The sequence below is a fragment of the Flammeovirga kamogawensis genome (assembly GCF_018736065.1).
Taxonomy (GTDB): Bacteria; Bacteroidota; Bacteroidia; order Cytophagales; family Flammeovirgaceae; genus Flammeovirga; species Flammeovirga kamogawensis.
On sequence record NZ_CP076128.1, the window covers coordinates 871663 to 891238 of the forward strand.

Here is a 19576-nt window from a genome sequence, read left to right on the forward strand (position 1 = left end):
ATCATATGATTTTTGTATCTTAGCTTCAATAGTATTCGTCAATAAATACTACTGTTCAAACGGAATACAATTAACATTAAGTTTTGTGTATTTCTTTTTTTAATCTAAATCCCTAACTCTACTGTTCATGAGGAAGATTTTTTTAACCCTTGGACTACTTTTAAGTTCTTATATAGTTTTTGGTCAAGGTGTTATGATTGCCGCTAAAGTTGGTACTAATATCTCAAAAATAAGAACCAATCGTACAAACGATTTTTCTTATAAACCAAATCTTACCTTTGGTGGTGTTGTAGAAGCTGCTACAAGTGATGTTTTTTCACTTCAAGCAGAATGTTTGTACAGCATGATCAAATCAAAATCTATGGGTACAACTGTTAGTTTAAACTATGTTGACATACCATTATTAGCAAAATTTACTGTTGGAAAAAAAAATAGATTCTTTTTTAATCTTGGTCCAATGGTTAGTGTATTAGCTAAAGCAAAAGAAAATGGACCAACAAATATTATTGATGGCTCACTTTCTCCATCAGAAAGTACAAATGATAGAAATGTAAATCGTTATTTAAATGATTCTAATATTTCTTTAGTATTTGGAATTGGAGCTATGGTAGATAATATCATGATAGATTTTAGGTACATAGCTGGTTTATCTGACATTACAAGAGTTAGTGGAGACGATTTATCAATCAGCAGATTTGATGTAACATTAGCGTATGCATTAGTATTCTAACGAGAATATTTATAATAAATCTTTACAGAACAAGCCAAAATACATATTCATAATGTATTTTGGCTTTGTTTTTTACACAACATTATAAGAGGAAAAATGGCAACAGAAATCAAAGGAAATATTGTAGATGTTCATAAACGAATGATTTACCCTGGTTGTATCACAATAGAAGGTAAACGTATTAAATCGATAAAATACGATGAATCTTCAAAAGGTATAAATAAATATATAGTTCCAGGTTTTGTAGATGCACATATTCATATTGAAAGCTCAATGCTTGCCCCTGTTGAATTTGCCAAAATTGCAGTTAGACATGGTACTGTTGCTACAATTTCTGACCCACATGAAATTGCCAACGTAGTTGGTATTGAAGGCGTACATTACATGATTGAAAATGGAAAACAAACCCCTTTTAAATTCAATTTCGGAGCCCCTTCATGCGTTCCTGCAACTGCATTCGAGACTGCTGGTGATACTATAAGTGTAAGTCAAATAGAAGAATTACTTGCCAATGATGATATAAAATATTTATCTGAAATGATGAATTGGCCAGGAGTACTTCAAAATGATGCTGATGTAATGGCGAAAATTAGAATTGCAAAAGCAGCCAATAAACCTGTAGATGGACATGCTCCAGGGTTAAAAGGAAAAAATTTAATTAAATATGCTGCAGCAGGAATCTCCACTGACCATGAAAGTTTTGAATTAGATGAAGCAATTCATAAAATTGAAAATGGGATGAAGATTCAAATACGTGAAGGGTCAGCTGCAAAGAATTTCGAAGCCCTATCCCCGCTTCTTAAGTCGCACCCTGCAAAATTAATGTTCTGTACAGATGACTCTCATCCACATGAGCTAATACATGGCCACATGGATAAATTTATTAAAAGAGCATTAGATATGGGAACTGATTTATTTGATGCAATCAAGATAGCCTCTATACATCCAATTGAACATTACAACCTAGATGTTGGGCAATTAAGAGAAGGAGATTATGCAGATTTTGTCATCATCAATAACATGAGCAATTTCACTCCAATAGCTACATATATCAATGGAGTAAAAGTTGCTGAAGATGGAAAGGAACTTTTTTCTACACCAACTGCACAAATAATAAATAAGTTTAATTGCCAACCTAAAAAAGCAAGTGATTTTAATTTATCATTAGATGGCAAAAATAAAGTAAGAGTTATTGTTGCTCACGATGGGCAATTAATTACTTCTGAAGAGAAGCACGATATAAATTCTTTGAAAGAAAATGATGTACTTAAGATAGCTGTAGTCAACCGATATAAAGACGCACCTGTAGCTGTGGCATATATTAAAGGTTTTGGGTTAAAAGATGGTGCTATTGCTTCTACTGTAGCTCATGACTCACATAATATCGTTGCTGTAGGCGTTAATGATGAAGCGATTGCTGCCGCAGTGAATAAAGTAATTGATATGAAAGGTGGACTTTGTATCAAAAATACTACTAAAGAAGCAACATTTGCATTACCAATTGCTGGATTGATGACAAATATCGATGGAGAATCGGCTGCCAAAAAATATATTCAACTTCTTGAAACTGCAAAAGAGTTTGGTTCTACCCTTCACGACCCATATATGACACTATCTTTTATGGCATTATTGGTAATTCCTCAATTAAAAATAAGTGATAAAGGTTTGTTTGATGGGAAAACATTCAATTTTGTAAATTTATTTGTTGATTAAACTCCAATTAATATCGGAAAAAGTCAATAAATATGTGAATAAATATCAATCGCAAACTAATTATTCACAAGCAACATTAATTGATAAATAAGGTAAAAATGAAGATTTTGATAGAAAGATCATTTCGATTCAAAAAAATAGAAGTAAATAATTAAAAATAAATTGTTCTATTTCAATCATTTAAAAAATAATTAAAAAAAACTTTAATTTTTATTTTGCATTGTACGGAATTAATCCCCTATATTTGCAACGCTTTCAAGGAAAAGCAGCTCCCATAGCTCAGTTGGTTAGAGCATCTGACTCATAATCAGAGGGTCACAGGTTCGAGCCCTGTTGGGAGCACAATAATTGGCTAGTAACTTGTTTTGCTAGCCTTTTTTTTGCATTTATACAATATTGAATCGTTATTAATTTCAATTATATAGAGATAAATACGATTTAATTTCTTAAAATTGCATTTCGTGCATTTTACTAGTTTATAAATGCCACTAAGAAATTTAATGTCAACATTTAGTTTTGCCAATCCCTATGGAGAATACAGTCGCCCAAAGAATCGAAGCGCTTTCGAAAGTACAACAAATCGATAGCGAACTAGATGCAATCCGCAAATTACGCGGCGACCTGCCGGAAGAAGTTCAAGACCTAGAGGATGAGATCATAGGTTACGAGACTCGTATAGATAACTTAGAAAGAGATCTTTCAGACGTCGAGGCAAATATTGATCAATTAAGAGGTAAAATTCAAGACTTCAAAAAGCGTATTGTTTATCTTGAAGAGCAACAAATGAATGTTAGAAATAACAGAGAGTTTGATGCAATCAACAAGGAGATGGAGATGTTAGATCTTGATATCCAAGTTGCTCAAAAGAAAATTCGCGACAACGAGGCAGATGAGAAAGTAAAGCGTGAAAGAGTTGTAAATACTAAAACTGCACTAGAAGAGCGTAGAAAAGATTTACTAACAAAAAAATCAGAGCTTGACGAAATCATGGCTGAAAGTGAAGTTGATGAACAAAAACTTCTTAAGCAACGTGATAAAGCTACAAAACATCTTGATGAAAGATTATTAAGATCTTACAGCAAGATCAGAGATAACTCTTCTAATGGTTTAGCAGTTGTAACTGTAAAAAGAGGTGCTTGTGGTGGTTGTTTCAACACTGTCCCTCCTCAGAGACAAGCTGATATCCGTGAGAAAAAGAAATTAATCGTATGTGAACACTGCGGTAGAGTTTTAACTGATGTCGAGGTAATCGAAGAAGTTGAAGCGGCTCCAAAACGTCGTTCTACAAGAGGAAGAAAAGCTGCAACTAAGAAAAAATAGTTGATTTTAGTTTCCTCTAAAATGCCCGGTATGAATTTATCGGGCATTTTTTTGTTCACTCTATTTTAAAAAACAGATTATGAAAATTATTTGTATAGGTCGAAATTATGTTGATCACATTGCTGAATTAAATAATGAACGCCCTACAGAACCCGTAATTTTTACAAAGCCCGAAACGGCAGTTTTAAAAAACAACGACCCTTTCTACTATCCAGAATTTTCTAATGATATACATCATGAAGTGGAATTGGTAGTAAAAATCTGTAAAGGTGGTAAGTATATTCAAGAAAAATTTGCTCACAGATACTACGAAGAAGTAGGTTTAGGAATTGATTTTACTGCAAGAGATGTGCAATCGAGATTAAAAGCGAAAGGTCTTCCTTGGGAACTTGCTAAAGCTTTTAATGACAGCGCCCCTATTTCTAAATTCCAACCTATCGCCAATTTTAAAGATATTCAAGATATTAATTTCAGTGTATCACTTAATGGTGAAGAAAAACAAAGTGGCAATTCAAGTATGATGCTTTGGAATGTAAATGAAATTATTGCTTTTGTATCTAAATATATCACTTTAAAGAAAGGAGATTTTATTTTCACTGGAACGCCTAAAGGTGTTGGCCCAGTAAAAATTGGAGATAGAATTGAAGGATTTATTGAAGGTGAAAAATTACTCGATTTCGAAGTCAAATAGATAGTTCATTGAAAAAAAAACTACCCGTTTTAGTTACTTTACTCATTGGGATTAATCTATTGATCGGTTGTACAAAAAAAAATACAACTGAAAAAGTAGTCATAATAGACAAACCAGAAGTAATTACACCAACAATTGATTCATTATCAAAAGATGAATTCGATGAATTCTATCATATTTTTGATTCTACTTTTACCAAACTTCAAAAAACAAGACAATTTAATGGCGTTGTTTTAGGAGGCAAGAAAAAACAAATTGTCTTTAAAAAAGCATTCGGATACAGAGATATTAGAAGAAGAACTAAGCTACGTGACGATGATATATTTCAATTAGCATCTGTTTCAAAGCAATTTACAGCAGCATCAATTATGCTGTTAGCACAAGATACACTATTAGCTTACAGTGATTCTATAAATAAATATTTCCCTGATTTCCCATATGATGGTATTACTATAAAAATGCTACTAGATCACCGTTCTGGTTTGCCTAATTATATCTATCTAATGGATAGAAAAATAAAAGACAAACATACTTACATTAATAATGATCTGTGTGTTGATTATTTATACGAATATAAGCCGGGTAAGTATGGCACTCCTGACAAGCGATTTAGATATTCGAATACAGGTTACATGCTTCTTGCAGAAATTGTAGAAAAAGTATCAGGCAAAACATTTGCTGAGTTTTTAGATGAAAGAATCTTCACTCCATTACACATGGATAGTACTTTCACTTTTGAAAACGAAAGAGCACACCAAGAAAATGTAGCAATAGGTCATTCTAGTGGGCGAAGGAAATATGAAGATTACCTTCTTGATGGCGTTTTAGGAGATAAAAGTGTATATTCCAACGTAGAAGACATGTTTAAATGGCATGTTGCTTTATTGCAAGATTCCTTATTTAAACAAGAAACTTTAGACGAAGCATTTACTTTCCAAAGTCCAAAAAGAAGAGGAAATTACAATTATGGGTATGGTTGGAGACTGTTTCATGTTTCAGATGGCACTACAGTTGTTTACCATGGAGGATGGTGGAGAGGGTACTCTACACTTTTTGTTCATTATCCAGAAACAGAAGCATTTTTAATGATTCTTAGTAACCGTGTTAATCATGCTTTTGTAAATACAAATAATGTATTTAATATATTAGAAATACCAGAGTTTAGAAGACGATAAAATTTAAATTACAGTGAACAAACGTTGGAGCAAAGAGGTAAAAGGATTACTTCAAAAGAAAAAAAGAAAAGAATCTAACCGTTTTATTGTTGAAGGACAAAAAAACATACAGGAGTTAATCAATTCTAATTTAGAAATTGACGCACTTTTTTACACTGAAAAATTTAAAGAAGTACTTCCTCCTTCTGTTCTGAATAAAATACCTGTTTCTGATATAACTACTCCTGTACTTTTAAAACAGAATGGCTCACTTCAAACCAACGATAGCGGTTTAGCAATTGCAAAAATGCCTTCTTATTCTCTACCATCTATTGAGACCATTTCTAATTTTTCTTTAGCACTTGACGATGTTAGAGACCCAGGCAACCTTGGGACAATTTTAAGAATTGCAGATTGGTATGGTATCAGTGATATATTCTTATCAAAAAATTGTACAGATGCTTTTGCTCCAAAAGTAATTGCTTCTACTATGGGTGCCTTTACTAGAATTAAATGTCATGTTGTAGACCTTCCAGAAATTTTATCCAATTACAAAAAGAATGGTGTACAATTAATTGGTGCCGATATGGACGGCGAAGACATTCACAATTTCACTCCAGAAAATAAAAGTATTATGGTAATGGGGAGTGAATCACATGGTATTAGCCAAGAAATTCATTCTATACTATCTGCTAAAATTACGATACCTCGTTACGGTGACTCAGAATCTTTAAATGTAGCTGTAGCCACTGCAATAATTTGCGACAACATCAAACGTGTTTGACATTTATTGTGAAGTTAAAATGAATCATTTCTACTTAAAATAATGTTTATGTAATTGAGTATCACAAATAATTACATAGATATGAATATCAAACACTTTATTACGATTACTAATTTTCGTCCTCAAAAGACATCAAATACAATTTTATTTGCACCCACTGGTAATAACAATATCGCCACATGGATAAAATATGATGAAAATTTAGAATGGTTAGATAAAGTTATTGCAGCCAATAATGATGTTTGTATTTATACTGATGGGTTAACACCTCTAGAACATGTTGCAGAGTTAGTCCTATCAGATGAAATAATTATGGATAAATTTATTTGGAAAGATACGGTAGCTTATTCAAAAAATGAGTTACTAAATCTTGTCAATTTAAATGATAGTATCTCATGGCATGATATGGCCTTTGCTGATAGGCTAATATTTGATGATAATTTCCCTAGCAACTATTATTTTGCGAAAAAAGTCAACCCTTCTGCTCTTTCTTACCCAAAGAATATTAATTCAATTTTAAATAAAAATAAAGACGATATTTATTTTGAACGAGTAAATAAAGATATCAATTTATTTATAATTCCATTCCAATCAGATAATCTGGACAATATGTTATTCTACATGAATAATTTCTTGATTAATTCTAAAAACGACATTTTAAAATTCGAAGGGAAATGTATAATTGATGATCACCAAATATCAATTAAAAAAATTGGGAATAAATTAATTCATAATCAAGACTTAAAAATGAATCATTCTGGTAGTTTTATTTTTGGTGTTACACACCTTAATAAAAATGAAGTCGAGAGTCAGATGAAATTAATTAATCAAGATTTAAGTGATGCTCAAGCACATATTGAAGATATAATTGCTTTTCTTTAGCTAAAACACCCCTATTTTAGTTATTTTTATCTAAGTAGGAAAAGTATTAAAGTGTTATTCGTAAATTAAACGTTTCAACGAATAACAAATATGATTACAGAATCATCATCAAATTATAATGATCTTGAAAAGATGAGTGTAAATGAACTTTTACATAATATCAATAAAGAAGATCAATCCGTACCATTAGCAATCCAAAAAGCAATTCCTCAAATCGAAGCATTAGTTAATGCTATTGTTCCAAGAATGAAGAAAGGTGGTAAACTATTTTATATAGGCGCTGGTACTAGCGGAAGACTTGGCGTTGTTGACGCTTCAGAATGTCCTCCAACATTTGGCGTTCCTTTCGATTTAGTTGTAGGTATTATTGCAGGAGGTGATGGAGCAATAAGAAAAGCCGTAGAACACGCTGAAGATGACAACAAACAAGCTTGGATAGACCTAAAAAATGAGAATATTGGAGAGAATGATTCTCTAATAGGTATAGCTGCCTCTGGTAGAACACCATATGTTATTGGTGGAATGGAAGAAGCAAACAAAAATAATATCCTTACTGGCTGTATTGTATGTAATCCTAATAGCAAAATGGCTGAAGTTGCCCAATTTGCAGTAGAACCCATTGTTGGTCCTGAATTTGTAACAGGAAGTACAAGAATGAAAGCAGGTACAGCTCAAAAATTAGCCTTAAATATGATATCAACTTCCATAATGATCCAGCTTGGAAAAGTTAAAGGGAATAAAATGGTTGATATGCAGCTTACAAATCATAAATTAGAAGAAAGAGCTATCCGAATGGTTATGGATGAAATACCTGTGGATAGAGCTATTGCTGAAAGCTTATTAGCTGAACATAAATCTGTTAGAGGAGCAACAGATGCATATAACAACCGCACTTAAATTCCTCATTTTAATTATTTTTTTAAATTATAAAGAATTTAACGTGACTTTTGACGATTTTCAATTAAACGACGATCTTTTAGATGGCATCTACTCTATGAACTTTAGAGAGCCTACTCCTATTCAAGAACAAGCAATACCTGCTATTCTTGATGGAAAAGATCTAATTGCTTGTGCGCAAACCGGTACAGGTAAAACTGCAGCATTCCTTCTTCCAATTATGGATCAGATTCATATGTCTGATTATAATGGGAAAGACACACATACAATTATTATAGTTCCTACTAGAGAATTAGCTTTACAGATAGATTACCAAATACAAGGATTATCTTATTTTACACCTGTAACATCTATAGCTGTATACGGTGGAGACTCTAGTACTTTTTCTAACCAAAGAACTGCTTTAAAGCAAGGTGTAGATATTATTGTTGCTACTCCTGGTAAACTACTCTCTCATTTAAATATTGGTGCAAATGTAGGTAAGGTTAGAAATCTTATTTTAGACGAAGCCGATAGAATGTTAGACATGGGTTTTCATGAAGATATTTTACAAATTGCTTCTCATTTGCCTAAAGTGAGACAAAATATATTTTTCTCTGCTACTATGCCTCCTAAAATAAGAGTCTTAGCAAAAGAGTTATTACACAACCCTATTGAGATTAATATTGCCATCTCTAAAACTTCAAAAAATGTAACACAAAAAGCTTTTTTACTGTACGACAACCAAAAAGGTCCTATGGTAGACTTTCTTCTTAGCGAAGAATCTTATGAAAGTGTTATCATTTTTACGAGTACGAAGAGTAAAGTTAAAGAGGTTACTGATATTTTACGTAGAAGAGGACTTTCTGCTGAAGGTATTAGCTCTGACCTTGATCAAAAAGAAAGAGAAGAAGTATTACTTCGTTTTAAAGGAAAAGTTACAAAGATATTAGTAGGTACTGATATTATCTCAAGAGGTATTGATGTAGAAACTGTTGAATTGGTAATCAATTTTGATGTTCCTAAAGATCCTGAAGATTATGTTCATCGTATCGGTAGAACAGCACGTGCTTCTAGAAAAGGTGAAGCTATCACTTTTATCAATGATAATCCAAAGGAACAAATTTCTTTTGCTAAAATTGAAGGATTAATAGGAATGGAAATTGAGAAACCTAACAACCCTCAATTTTTAGGATTTGGCCCAAGGTATTCTCCAAGATTAAAAAATTCTAATTCTAGAGGCGGAGGAAACAACAGAGGTCCTAAGAAACATTTCAATAATAATAAAAAATACGGTAATGGTAATTCTCATGGAAATAACCAAAACCGTAATAAATCAAATAATTATAATAAGAACAGAAGACCTGATTAATAATCTAACTCTTTGGAGAGTTCTTTTAATAAATTGGGATTGTTTTCAAAGGCAGTCCCAATTACTACAACATCAGCCCCTGCTTTAAATTTATTCTTTATTACTTCAGCATTTCTTAACCCTCCTCCTACAAATAATAAACCTTCTACAGATTTTCTAACTCCAGTTATCATTTCATCAGAAACAGGAGAATCTGCTCCACTCCCAGCTTCTAAATAAAAAGCTCTCATCCCTAATAATTCTCCAGCCATTGCAGTACTCATTGCAATATCATTTTTAGTTGCTGGGATAGGTTGAGTATTACTCATATATTGAACTGAAGTTGGTGTTCCACTCTCAATTAAAATATAACCTAAAGGAATTGCTTCAAGATTACTTTCTTTGACCCTATGTGCAGCATGAATTTGTTGTCCAATTAAAAACTCAGGATTTCTTCCAGATATTAAAGACATAAATAATATTGCATCTGCATTATCTGTTATTTGCAAAGAATTACCAGGAAAAAGAATTACAGGTTTTCCAAATTCTTTTAATTGTCCAACTACTTTTTCTAAAAAATTTGTTGAAAGTAGACTTCCACCCACCAAAAAAATATCAGGCAAGTGACTTTTATCTCCATTTCTTAAAAAAAAATTTACTTCTTTTGTCCACTTATCAGGATCAACAAGTACTGCTAAAGTCTTTTTTTTGGTTTTTTTTCTCTCTAAAAGCCAATTTTCAGTGTTAAATTGCATTTGTTAATATAAGATGATTTAATAGTACTTGTTCCATTATAAGGAATCTAATAAATTCGCATGTGTTTCAAATATAGAGTTCATAAATAAATATCAGTCCAAAAAACTGATATTGCAACTCAATCATTTAAAATTTATATATTCGTTAATTAAGAACTATGAGTATCGCAATCAACAAAACTAAGATCGTCGCTACAATTGGACCAGCTACAAGAGATAAGCAAAAAGTGCTAGAGCTTATTCATGCAGGTGCAGATGTATTTCGTTTAAACTTCTCGCATGATGTTCACTCTGAGCATAAAAAAGTTATCGATTGGGTAAATGAGTATAACTCAAAATTCGGTCACAATACTGCGATCTTACAAGATTTGCAAGGCCCTAAAATTCGTATCGGCGAAATGGAAGGCGGAGCTGTAGAAATTGTTGAAGGTGAACAAATCATCATCACAAATACTCCAGTTGTTGGTACTAAACATAAAGTATCTACTAGCTATACAAATATCGTAAAAGACGTGAAAGCTGGTGACAACATCATGATTGATGATGGTAACTTGTGTGTTCGTGTTGTTGAAGTTAAGGCTAATGAAATCATTGCTGAAGTTGTTCACGGTGGTAAATTAAAATCTCGTAAAGGTATGAACTTACCTGATACAGATATTTCTGAAGCTTCTTTAACTGCAAAAGATAGAAGAGATTTAGAGTTCGGGTTAGAGCAAGGTGTAAACTGGGTAGCTTTATCATTCGTAAGAACTGCTCAAGATATTACTTCAGTAAAAGAAATCATCAAGTCTAAAGGTTCTAATGCTCGTATCATCGCTAAGATCGAACGTCCAGAAGCAATCGAAAACTTTGACGAAATCTTAAAAGTTACTGACGCTATTATGGTTGCTCGTGGTGACCTAGGTGTTGAGATTTTATTCGAGGATGTACCAATGATCCAAAAAGAAATCATCGCTAAGTGTAACAAAGCTGCTAAGCCAGTTATCGTTGCTACACAAATGATGGAATCTATGATCACTAACCCTCGCCCTACTCGTGCTGAGGTAAATGATGTAGCAAACGCTGTAACTGATGGTGCTGATGCTGTAATGCTATCTGCTGAATCTGCTGCTGGTGACTACCCTGTAGAAACTGTTCAAGCAATGGTTCGTATCATTACTGCTGTTCAACGTCAAAACCAAGAGATCTACGAAAAAGAATTTGATTTTGATCCTACTAAACCAACATTTGGTGGTAACTTAATCGCTCAAGCTGCAGCAAATATTTCTAACCAATTAGGTGCTAAAGCAATTGTAGGTTTAACAAACTCTGGTTTTACTGCTTCTCGTATAGCAAGACACAGACCACACGCTAATATCTTTATCTTCTCATCTGATAAAGCTTTAGCTGCAACTTTAAACTTAGTATGGGGTGTTAGAGCTTTCCATTATGTACCAAAAGAATCTTCTACTGAAACTTTCAAAGAGTTAGAAGCAATCTTAGTACAAAAAGGATTCATTGCTAAAGGTGATAGCCTTGTAAACATCGCTGCTCTTCCATTGAATAAAGAAGGAAGAACAAACAGTTTAAAAATTGATATCGTAGGATAATTTATTTCCTTGATTTAATGATATTGAAAGCCTTTTGTGTATTTACATGAAAGGCTTTCATTTTTTATAACAAAAGTATTTTTAATATGGCTCAATAGTTGTGAAACAACGTTAAAAGACACCTTTAATTACAATTCAAACACTAAATACGTTGCAAATTAGCGTTAGGAAATCGTTTTTTGTAATTAGTTAGGCTTTTGCCATTATGTCGAATTAAAACACATACGACAGACTTATATGAAACTTCTGGATAAGTATATTCTCACTAAGTTTTTTAAAACATTTATTTTTGTAGTATTACTATTAAATATCATTGTTTGTGTAATTGACTACACCGAGAAGCAAGACGATTTTTTAAATCACGGATTAAATTTCGGATATGTATTTTCCGAATATTATGTAAACCTTTTTATACACTGGGTTAATACATTAAGTCCTTTATCAATTTTTATTGCAGTTGTATTTATGACTGCTAGATTAACATCACATACAGAAGTTATAGCTGTATTAAGTAATGGAGTAAGTTATCCTAGATTCTTACTACCATATATTGTTGGTGCATCTATTATTGGTGGAATTATTTTTGGTCTTATCGGATATGTTGTCCCTTACAGTGCTAAAACTAGAGTCGCTTTTGAGATTAAATACCTTAAAAGCCCCTACTACTTTAATGAAAGAGATATTCACTATAGAGTAAGTGATTCTACTTATCTATATGTTGAAAGTTATAACAATAGAATTAAAAGAGGATATAGACCTACTTTAGAAACTTTTGATGGAAATAAACTCTTAGAAAAAATTTCCGCAAATCGTATTCAGTGGGATTCTGCTAAAGAAGAGTGGACTTTTGATAAGTATGAAAAATATACTTTTAATGTTGATGGAACACAAAAGTTTGCAAAAGGCACCTCACTTACTAAAAAATTAAATTTAGATCCTAAGTATTTCGAAAGTAAGTATAACTTACACGAAACCTTAACTAATACCGAACTTTCTGATTTTATTCAGCAAGAAAGACAAAGAGGTGTTGGTAACTTAGGTATCTATGAAAATGCTTTATATGAAAGGTATGCTTATCCATTTGCAATCTTATTGCTTACAATAATGGGTGTTTGTGTATCTTCTACTAAATCAAGGCATGGATCTGGATTCCAAATAGCAATGGGTTTTGTTCTAGCTTTTATTTACCTACTCTTTGTAATTATGAGTAGAGCAATTGCTGAAGCCGGAACGTTAAGTCCGTTCTTAGCCGCTTGGATGCCAAATATTGTATTCTTATTTGTAACCATTGGGTTATATTTTAAAGCACAGAAATAATAAACAATAAGATTTATTGGCAAAAAGAGAGTCTAACTTTTTAAATAAAGTTAGACTCTTTTTTTATACATTTGCAATTCAATTATTTACTACCATAATTATTCGCTTCAAACACATGTTCAACGAGCAAGTTAAACTTCATATAATTGTATTTATATGGGGATTTACGGCCATCTTAGGTGTCCTTATTGACTTAGATCCGTTTCAATTAGTTTTCTATAGAACGTTGATCGCCGCCATTTCTATGGCAATATTCATGAAGTACAAGAAATGGGAGTTAAAGATTAATTACAAAGATGCAGCAAAGTTATTACTTACAGGTTCTCTTGTAGCTGCTCATTGGATTTTATTCTTTGCTTCTGCAAAAATTTCTAAAGTTAGTGTTTGCCTTGCTGGTATTGCTACAACGGCCCTATTCACTTCAATTTTAGAACCGTTACTTAACAAAACTAGTATCAAACCTTATGAGGTTGTACTTGGTTTATTTGTAATTTTTGGTTTATATATAATATTTCAATTTGAATTTGATCATGCTTTAGGTTTGGCCCTTTCATTAGGCGCTGCTTTTGTTGGATCATTATTTAGCGTTTTAAATGGTAAGTTTGTCAAAAGAATAAGCTCTCCAAAAATAACTTTATACGAAATGATTGGAGGAAGTATCACAGCATTTGTTTGCCTTCCTTTTCTTTCTTCAACAGATACTTTATTAGTTATCCCATCTACTTTAGATATAATATATCTATTAGTACTATCTGTTATTTGCACCACAATTGCTTATGCAGTTTGCGTAGAAATCCAGAAAAACTTAAGTGCATTTCAAGTAAATTTAACCGTTAACCTTGAACCAATTTATGGAATAATCTTAGCACTAATAATTTTTGGTGATGAAGAAACAATGACATTTGGTTTCTATATAGGTGCTGGAATAATTTTACTATCTGTTCTTTCTTACCCCTTCCTAAAACAAAATTATTTAAGAAGATCATCCAATAGAAAGAATCTACAAAAAGAAATGCTAAAATAATTTCTTTAAAAAGAACAAATTTAAAGCTCATAAGTTATGTATATTTGAAAACACAAAAAAACATTTCTTATGAGCTTTATACTTAAAAGACTATTTCTTCTTTTACCCATCATTTTATTTTATAGTTGCTCCACAGATAATTCTACTCCTGAACCTATTTCTACTCCTGTTGCAGGAGACTTAATCTCTTATGAAGTAAAAAATGAATATGCCGCCGAAGATCTCAAATTCCTTGCTTCAATTGGAGGATTTGACAGAGCTGTTCCTTTAATTAAAAATGATATCACCACATATAAAGTTACCTATTTAACATCAGATAAATATGGGCAACTTATTGAAGCTTCTGGCATTGTTTCATTTCCTGAAACAGCCCCTACTAAAGATTGGATTTTACTAAGTAGAGGTACTATAATTGCTTCAAATGAAGCTCCGTCAGTAACAAATTTACCAAGCTATGAAATTGGTGCATCTTTAGGTTATGCAATCATAGTCCCTGATTTAATTGGTTTCGGTGATTCAGAAGAGATATTCCAATATTATTTCATAAAAGATAAATCTACAGAAACATCAATTAATCTTACTTTAGCTGCTAAAACTCTAGCAAATAAATTAGAAATTGACACTTCTGATAATTACTTTTTAGCTGGGTATTCTCAAGGAGGTTTTTCATCTTTAAGTATTGCAGAAAAATTATTAGAATCAGAAATTGAACAAATAAATGTTTTGGGATGCTTTACAGGAGCAGGAGGTTATAATCTACCTCTAGTTATGAATGAAATTTTAAAGAATGAACAATATGAATCCCCTGCTTTTTTGGCTTTAATAGTTCTTTCCTATTATGAATACTACGATTTTGACTTTGAATTAAGTGATATATTTAAGAGTCCTTACCATAATACAATACAAGAATTACTTTCAGGAAAACTAAACACTCCACAGGTTAATAATCAACTCCCTAAAACTTTAAATACACTTTTTACTAACACATTTCTTACTGACTTAAAGAATGAGGAAAATTCAAATCCGATTTATCAAAAACTACAAACTAATTCAGTTTCAATATTTGAAACTCATTTCCCAATCTATTTCTACCATTCCCCTTTTGATGAAATCATTCCCTATTCAAGCTCTGAAAATATATCAGATAATTTCTTGAAAAGTAATTCAAATATTTTCTTTGAAGAAATTGAAGGAACCTCACATAGTAATGCAGCACTTTATATGTTAATCAAATCTTTAGAACAAATTTCAATGATTAATAATTAGTGTAAATACAACGTTTTAATAACAAAAAGACTATCATTTTTGATAACATATTTGTATCTTCATAGTAAGAAATAAAACATACAAAGATCATGAATATTAAAAATATTTTAGTCCCTACGGACTTCTCTCCAGAAGCAAATAATGCCTTAAATGTTGCCATTACAATTGCAAAAAAAATTAATGCATCAATTTCTTTACTTCATGTAATAGATGTACCAACAATTAACCATTACGATAGCCTGTCTGTATTTGGTGCTGGTGATGTTGGAATGGAAGATCCCGAAGTTTATGTACATTACACTAAAAAATTATCTGAAGTTGTTGAAACCAAAGTCAATAAAATTATTGCAGAGAACCCTGGAGTTACTATTGATAAACACATTGAATTTGATTCACTTCAGAGACATTTAGCAGATTTTGTTGTAAAAGACAATACAGATTTAATTGTAATTGGTTCTCAAGGTATAAGTGGTATTGATGAAGTTTTAGTAGGATCTAATACCGAGAAAATCATTAGATTAGCTAAGGTTCCTGTACTTACTGTAAAAAGAGAAGAAAAAGATTTTGCTCCTAAAAATATTGTATTTGCATCTGACTTTAATAAAGTCTCACAACATGCAATATCTTCGATTCAGTTGTTTCAAGAACTTTTTGATTCAAAAATACATTTAGTTAAAGTTATCACACCAAATAATTTTGAAGCAACACCTTTTTCAATTCAGCATCTTAAGGATTTTGCAAAAACACATGAATTCAAAAATTATGATGTAGCAACTTTCAATGATTTCTCTGAGGAAGAAGGAATTAGAGGTTTTGCCGAGTTTATAAATGCTGATATGATTAGTTTAACAACACATGGTCGAACTGGTATTCAACATTTACTTTTAGGAAGTATAGCAGAAGAAGTAGCAAACCATGCAATTCGCCCTGTACTTACATTTAATAAAAAATTAAAAGAATAAGTTTCTTATAAGGAATCTTACTATTAAAATTTAGCTCGTTTCATTAGATTCGAGCTTTATTTATTTAAAATTGAATATGAAAGTAAAAGATATAATTAATAAACTTGATGCACTAGCTCCATCAATGTATCAAGAAGGTTATGACAATGCAGGACTAATTACAGGCTCTGGAAATGATATAGTTACTAAAGTACTGGTAAGTCTTGACTGCACTGAGGAAATAGTTCAAGAAGCAATTGAAAAGGGCTGTAATTTAATTGTTGCTCACCACCCTATTGTTTTTAAAGGGTTGAAACGTTTGAATGGAAAAAATTATGTGGAACGAACAATCATTAAAGCAATTAAAAATGATATCTCGATTTTTGCAATTCATACAAATTTAGACAACATGCAACATGGAGTAAATGCTAAAATTTGTGACTTAATAGGATTAACCAACCAAAGAATATTAGCACCAACTCAAGCAAATTTATTTAAGCTAGTTACATATGTACCAATTAACGATATTGAGAAAGTAGAAACTGCTTTACATTTAACAGGTGCTGGAAAAATTGGTAATTATGAGGGTTGTAATTTCAAATCAGAAGGTACTGGTAGTTACACTCCAAACATAAATTCTAATCCCACAATTGGAGAACACGGCAAAAGAGAATATACACCTGAGATAAAACTTGAGGTTCAATTTCAAAAACATTTAAAAGGGAAAATAATTAACGCTTTATTGAACTCTCACCCATATGAAGAAATAGCTTATCAGATAACAGCATTAGAGAACACTAATAATGAAATAGGTTCTGGGATGTATGGTACATTAGCGGTGCCTGAAGAAGAAATAGATTTTCTCAAGAGAATAAAACAAACTTTTGGAGTTGGTGTGATTAGACATACTCCACTTTTAAACAAAAAAATTAAAAAAGTTGCTGTTTGTGGTGGCTCTGGTAGTTTTTTATTAAGAAATGCGAGATCTATAAACGCTGATATTTTTATTACTGGAGATTTTAAATATCACGAATTCTTCGATGCTGAAGGTAAAATTGTAATTGCAGATATTGGACACTACGAAAGTGAACAATTCACTTCAGACTTACTTAAAGATTATATCGAATCACAATTCGATAAAGTAATATGTTTGAAGACAACTATTAATACAAACCCAATTAATTATTTTGTTTAATAGAATGCAACATAGATGCCTTATGCTGTAAAGAAAATAGTATCAATTCTTATAATATCCACCTTAATTTCAATAATAGGTGGATATTTCATCACGCTTAATATTAATTCAGAATACCTCTCTAAACAACAAATTAACAATTACGATTCTCTAATTTATTTATCTTCACAACGCTTCCCTGTAGATAGAGCACCGAAATCTTTAATCATTTCACCGGATAAAGCAACTATATATACATTATGCTTAGAAGAGAGATCTATTGTTGAGATTGACCAAAAAACTAAAAAAAGAAAAAGAACATTAAAATTTAAACCTACCCATGGTTACGGCTTTAACTATACCTCAAAAAAATGGGTAAAGTCTTTAAAAGAAAAACCTGTTGAAGGAATTTTTACAAATAATGGACAATATTTGTGGGTAAGTTTACATAACGCTGATGCTGTTGCAGTTTGGGACATCAATGATACCACTTCATCAAGTAATAATTTTAATGCCACAATTTTAGAAGCAAAAACAAATAGCCTGAAAAAATTGAAACTTGACTTTTTAGAAACAGAAACCACTCCTAAGTCAATAAGCTATTCTCAAAAAAAAGACCAGATTTATGTAACAAACTGGCACGATAACTCATTCTCCGTTATAGATATTTCCGAAGCTAAAAATAAGTGGAATACTATTAAGCACATTAAAACAGAAGGTACACCAAGAGGAATTGTTGTGGATGAAAAAAACAATAGGATTATCGTTGGTAATATGGGCTCCTATTCTTTGAGTATTTATAATTTAACTACACTAGAGTTAGATACAATTATTAAAAATATTATTTCGCCTAGAGACATCAAATTAACCGATAATAAAATTATAGTTTCTCAGAGTAGCAAAGAAATTATAAGCATATTTAACCGAAAAAGTCTCAAGAAAGAAAAAATAATACCAACAGCTGATGACCCTCGAAGTATAGCAATTTCTAACAATGGTAATTTTATTTTTGTAACATGTTATGGAAGTAACTTATTACAGGTGTTTAATTTAAATAATGGAAATAAAATTGGAGAATACCAGTCTAATGGTGGCCCTGTGGGTATTACTCTTTATGAAAATTCTACATCAATTGAAGCTTGGGTCTGTAATTACAAATATTCAACAGTAAAAGTATTTACTTTTGAATTGAAATAATGATCTTTATATTTATTGAATAAACACATACTAAATAAAATGAAGAACCTTAACCTAGTTCTTCGATTAGAGATATAAACATGGCAGAAAAATCAAGCATTTTTGATATGATTGGTCCTATTATGATTGGACCTTCAAGCTCTCATACAGCTGGAGTAGTTAGAATTGGAAGAGTAGGAAATAAAATGATAGGTGGAACTCCTGATAAAGCTGAAATAATTTTCTACAATTCATTCGCAAGAACTTATGAAGGTCATGGTTCTGATAAAGCAATTTTAGCAGGATTAATGGGGATGCAAACTGATGATCCCGATATAAAACAGGCTTTTGATAAAGCAGAAGAAAATAATCTCGAATTTGAATTTAAACCAGTTGGTAATGCTTCTGCACATCATCCTAATACTATAAAATTGATTTTATCTAAAGGAGATAAAAAGTTAGAATTAGTTGGTGTAAGTAAAGGTGGTGGTATTATTTCTATTCGTCAAGTTGATGGTTTTACATCAAATTTCAGTGCTAACTCTCCTACTTTAATCGTTACAGCAGAAGATAGAAAAGGATCAATTTCTTTTATCTCTAACTTATTAGCTCAAGAAGATGTAAATATTGCTGAAATGACAGTTTCAAGAAAAGGTAAACACCAATCTGCATGTCAATTTATTGAAATGGATTCAGCTCCACGCGACATTACACTTCAATATCTGCAAAGTTTAAAATGGGTTGTAAATGTAACTTTTTTACCAAATGTAGATGAGTAATTATAGAAGAAGCTAAAACTTTATTAACTTATACTTTTAAATACATACTTTTTG

Annotated in this window: 18 protein-coding genes and 1 tRNA gene; 18 read left to right on the forward strand and 1 reads right to left on the reverse strand. The window is 31.6% G+C overall.

Annotated features, from left to right (window positions below; translation table 11 throughout):
- Positions 1 to 127 precede the first annotated feature (127 nt).
- From KM029_RS03410 to KM029_RS03455, 10 genes are all read left to right on the forward strand, one after another.
- Positions 128 to 730, forward strand: a complete 603-nt coding sequence (locus KM029_RS03410) for a porin family protein (RefSeq protein ID WP_144075380.1) — start codon at positions 128 to 130, stop codon at positions 728 to 730.
- Between the two features lie 96 nt (positions 731 to 826).
- Complete coding sequence (gene ade / locus KM029_RS03415) at positions 827 to 2443, forward strand: adenine deaminase (protein ID WP_144075381.1); 1617 nt, start codon at positions 827 to 829, stop codon at positions 2441 to 2443.
- Between the two features lie 268 nt (positions 2444 to 2711).
- Positions 2712 to 2785: transfer RNA gene (locus KM029_RS03420), tRNA-Ile, on the forward strand.
- A gap of 186 nt (positions 2786 to 2971) precedes the next feature.
- On the forward strand, positions 2972 to 3763 hold the full coding sequence (locus tag KM029_RS03425; RefSeq protein WP_144075749.1) for a zinc ribbon domain-containing protein: 792 nt from the start codon (positions 2972 to 2974) through the stop codon (positions 3761 to 3763).
- A 79-nt stretch (positions 3764 to 3842) separates the two neighbouring features.
- A complete protein-coding gene (locus KM029_RS03430; RefSeq protein ID WP_144075382.1) occupies positions 3843 to 4454 on the forward strand; it encodes a fumarylacetoacetate hydrolase family protein in 612 nt (203 codons plus the stop codon).
- An 8-nt stretch (positions 4455 to 4462) separates the two neighbouring features.
- The gene (locus KM029_RS03435; protein ID WP_158631144.1) at positions 4463 to 5629 is read left to right on the forward strand and encodes a serine hydrolase domain-containing protein; all 1167 of its coding nucleotides are present in this window, start codon (positions 4463 to 4465) and stop codon (positions 5627 to 5629) included.
- A 13-nt stretch (positions 5630 to 5642) separates the two neighbouring features.
- Positions 5643 to 6392: a TrmH family RNA methyltransferase gene (locus KM029_RS03440; protein WP_144075384.1), complete on the forward strand. Its 750-nt coding sequence runs from the start codon at positions 5643 to 5645 to the stop codon at positions 6390 to 6392.
- Between the two features lie 81 nt (positions 6393 to 6473).
- Positions 6474 to 7274, forward strand: a complete 801-nt coding sequence (locus tag KM029_RS03445) for a hypothetical protein (protein ID WP_144075385.1) — start codon at positions 6474 to 6476, stop codon at positions 7272 to 7274.
- Between the two features lie 90 nt (positions 7275 to 7364).
- A complete protein-coding gene (murQ, locus tag KM029_RS03450; protein ID WP_144075386.1) occupies positions 7365 to 8171 on the forward strand; it encodes an N-acetylmuramic acid 6-phosphate etherase in 807 nt (268 codons plus the stop codon).
- 43 nt (positions 8172 to 8214) lie between these two features.
- Entirely contained in the window at positions 8215 to 9522 is a 1308-nt protein-coding gene (locus tag KM029_RS03455) for a DEAD/DEAH box helicase (RefSeq protein ID WP_205125462.1), read from the forward strand.
- Here the strand turns inward: KM029_RS03455 and KM029_RS03460 are convergent.
- Complete coding sequence (locus tag KM029_RS03460; RefSeq protein WP_144075388.1) at positions 9519 to 10256, reverse strand: geranylgeranylglyceryl/heptaprenylglyceryl phosphate synthase; 738 nt, start codon at positions 10254 to 10256, stop codon at positions 9519 to 9521. The genes KM029_RS03455 and KM029_RS03460 overlap by 4 nt on opposite strands.
- A gap of 158 nt (positions 10257 to 10414) precedes the next feature.
- Here KM029_RS03460 and pyk point away from each other — a divergent pair, with 158 nt between their 5' ends.
- The 8 genes from pyk (at position 10415) to sdaAB (ending at position 19522) form a co-directional block, all read left to right on the forward strand.
- Positions 10415 to 11845, forward strand: a complete 1431-nt coding sequence (gene pyk / locus KM029_RS03465; protein ID WP_144075389.1) for a pyruvate kinase — start codon at positions 10415 to 10417, stop codon at positions 11843 to 11845.
- 237 nt (positions 11846 to 12082) lie between these two features.
- The gene (locus KM029_RS03470; RefSeq protein ID WP_144075390.1) at positions 12083 to 13162 is read left to right on the forward strand and encodes an LptF/LptG family permease; all 1080 of its coding nucleotides are present in this window, start codon (positions 12083 to 12085) and stop codon (positions 13160 to 13162) included.
- Between the two features lie 115 nt (positions 13163 to 13277).
- Positions 13278 to 14186 carry a DMT family transporter gene (locus tag KM029_RS03475; RefSeq protein WP_144075391.1) on the forward strand — a complete coding sequence of 303 codons (909 nt, stop codon included), beginning with the start codon at positions 13278 to 13280 and terminating at the stop codon, positions 14184 to 14186.
- A 69-nt stretch (positions 14187 to 14255) separates the two neighbouring features.
- On the forward strand, positions 14256 to 15452 hold the full coding sequence (locus tag KM029_RS03480) for an alpha/beta hydrolase family protein (protein ID WP_144075392.1): 1197 nt from the start codon (positions 14256 to 14258) through the stop codon (positions 15450 to 15452).
- Between the two features lie 89 nt (positions 15453 to 15541).
- The gene (locus KM029_RS03485; protein WP_144075393.1) at positions 15542 to 16414 is read left to right on the forward strand and encodes a universal stress protein; all 873 of its coding nucleotides are present in this window, start codon (positions 15542 to 15544) and stop codon (positions 16412 to 16414) included.
- Between the two features lie 76 nt (positions 16415 to 16490).
- Complete coding sequence (locus KM029_RS03490; RefSeq protein WP_144075394.1) at positions 16491 to 17588, forward strand: Nif3-like dinuclear metal center hexameric protein; 1098 nt, start codon at positions 16491 to 16493, stop codon at positions 17586 to 17588.
- 15 nt (positions 17589 to 17603) lie between these two features.
- Positions 17604 to 18764, forward strand: coding sequence for a YncE family protein (locus KM029_RS03495; protein ID WP_144075395.1), 1161 nt, complete (start codon positions 17604 to 17606; stop codon positions 18762 to 18764).
- A gap of 80 nt (positions 18765 to 18844) precedes the next feature.
- The gene (sdaAB, locus tag KM029_RS03500) at positions 18845 to 19522 is read left to right on the forward strand and encodes an L-serine ammonia-lyase, iron-sulfur-dependent subunit beta (RefSeq protein WP_144075396.1); all 678 of its coding nucleotides are present in this window, start codon (positions 18845 to 18847) and stop codon (positions 19520 to 19522) included.
- The last annotated feature ends 54 nt before the right edge of the window (positions 19523 to 19576 follow it).

What these genes read in the sequence shown, in the direction of transcription:
- ade (WP_144075381.1), top strand. Translation starts at nt 827, where the DNA reads ATGGCAACAGAAATCAAAGGAAATATTGTAGATGTTCATAAACGAATG.
- KM029_RS03485 (WP_144075393.1), top strand. Translation starts at nt 15,542, where the DNA reads ATGAATATTAAAAATATTTTAGTCCCTACGGACTTCTCTCCAGAAGCA.
- KM029_RS03490 (WP_144075394.1), top strand. Translation starts at nt 16,491, where the DNA reads ATGAAAGTAAAAGATATAATTAATAAACTTGATGCACTAGCTCCATCA.
- KM029_RS03445 (WP_144075385.1), top strand. Translation starts at nt 6,474, where the DNA reads ATGAATATCAAACACTTTATTACGATTACTAATTTTCGTCCTCAAAAG.
- KM029_RS03425 (WP_144075749.1), top strand. Translation starts at nt 2,972, where the DNA reads ATGGAGAATACAGTCGCCCAAAGAATCGAAGCGCTTTCGAAAGTACAA.
- KM029_RS03495 (WP_144075395.1), top strand. Translation starts at nt 17,604, where the DNA reads ATGCCTTATGCTGTAAAGAAAATAGTATCAATTCTTATAATATCCACC.
- murQ (WP_144075386.1), top strand. Translation starts at nt 7,365, where the DNA reads ATGATTACAGAATCATCATCAAATTATAATGATCTTGAAAAGATGAGT.
- KM029_RS03460 (WP_144075388.1), bottom strand. Translation starts at nt 10,256, where the DNA reads ATGCAATTTAACACTGAAAATTGGCTTTTAGAGAGAAAAAAAACCAAA.
- KM029_RS03480 (WP_144075392.1), top strand. Translation starts at nt 14,256, where the DNA reads ATGAGCTTTATACTTAAAAGACTATTTCTTCTTTTACCCATCATTTTA.
- sdaAB (WP_144075396.1), top strand. Translation starts at nt 18,845, where the DNA reads ATGGCAGAAAAATCAAGCATTTTTGATATGATTGGTCCTATTATGATT.
- KM029_RS03470 (WP_144075390.1), top strand. Translation starts at nt 12,083, where the DNA reads ATGAAACTTCTGGATAAGTATATTCTCACTAAGTTTTTTAAAACATTT.
- pyk (WP_144075389.1), top strand. Translation starts at nt 10,415, where the DNA reads ATGAGTATCGCAATCAACAAAACTAAGATCGTCGCTACAATTGGACCA.
- KM029_RS03430 (WP_144075382.1), top strand. Translation starts at nt 3,843, where the DNA reads ATGAAAATTATTTGTATAGGTCGAAATTATGTTGATCACATTGCTGAA.
- KM029_RS03410 (WP_144075380.1), top strand. Translation starts at nt 128, where the DNA reads ATGAGGAAGATTTTTTTAACCCTTGGACTACTTTTAAGTTCTTATATA.
- KM029_RS03475 (WP_144075391.1), top strand. Translation starts at nt 13,278, where the DNA reads ATGTTCAACGAGCAAGTTAAACTTCATATAATTGTATTTATATGGGGA.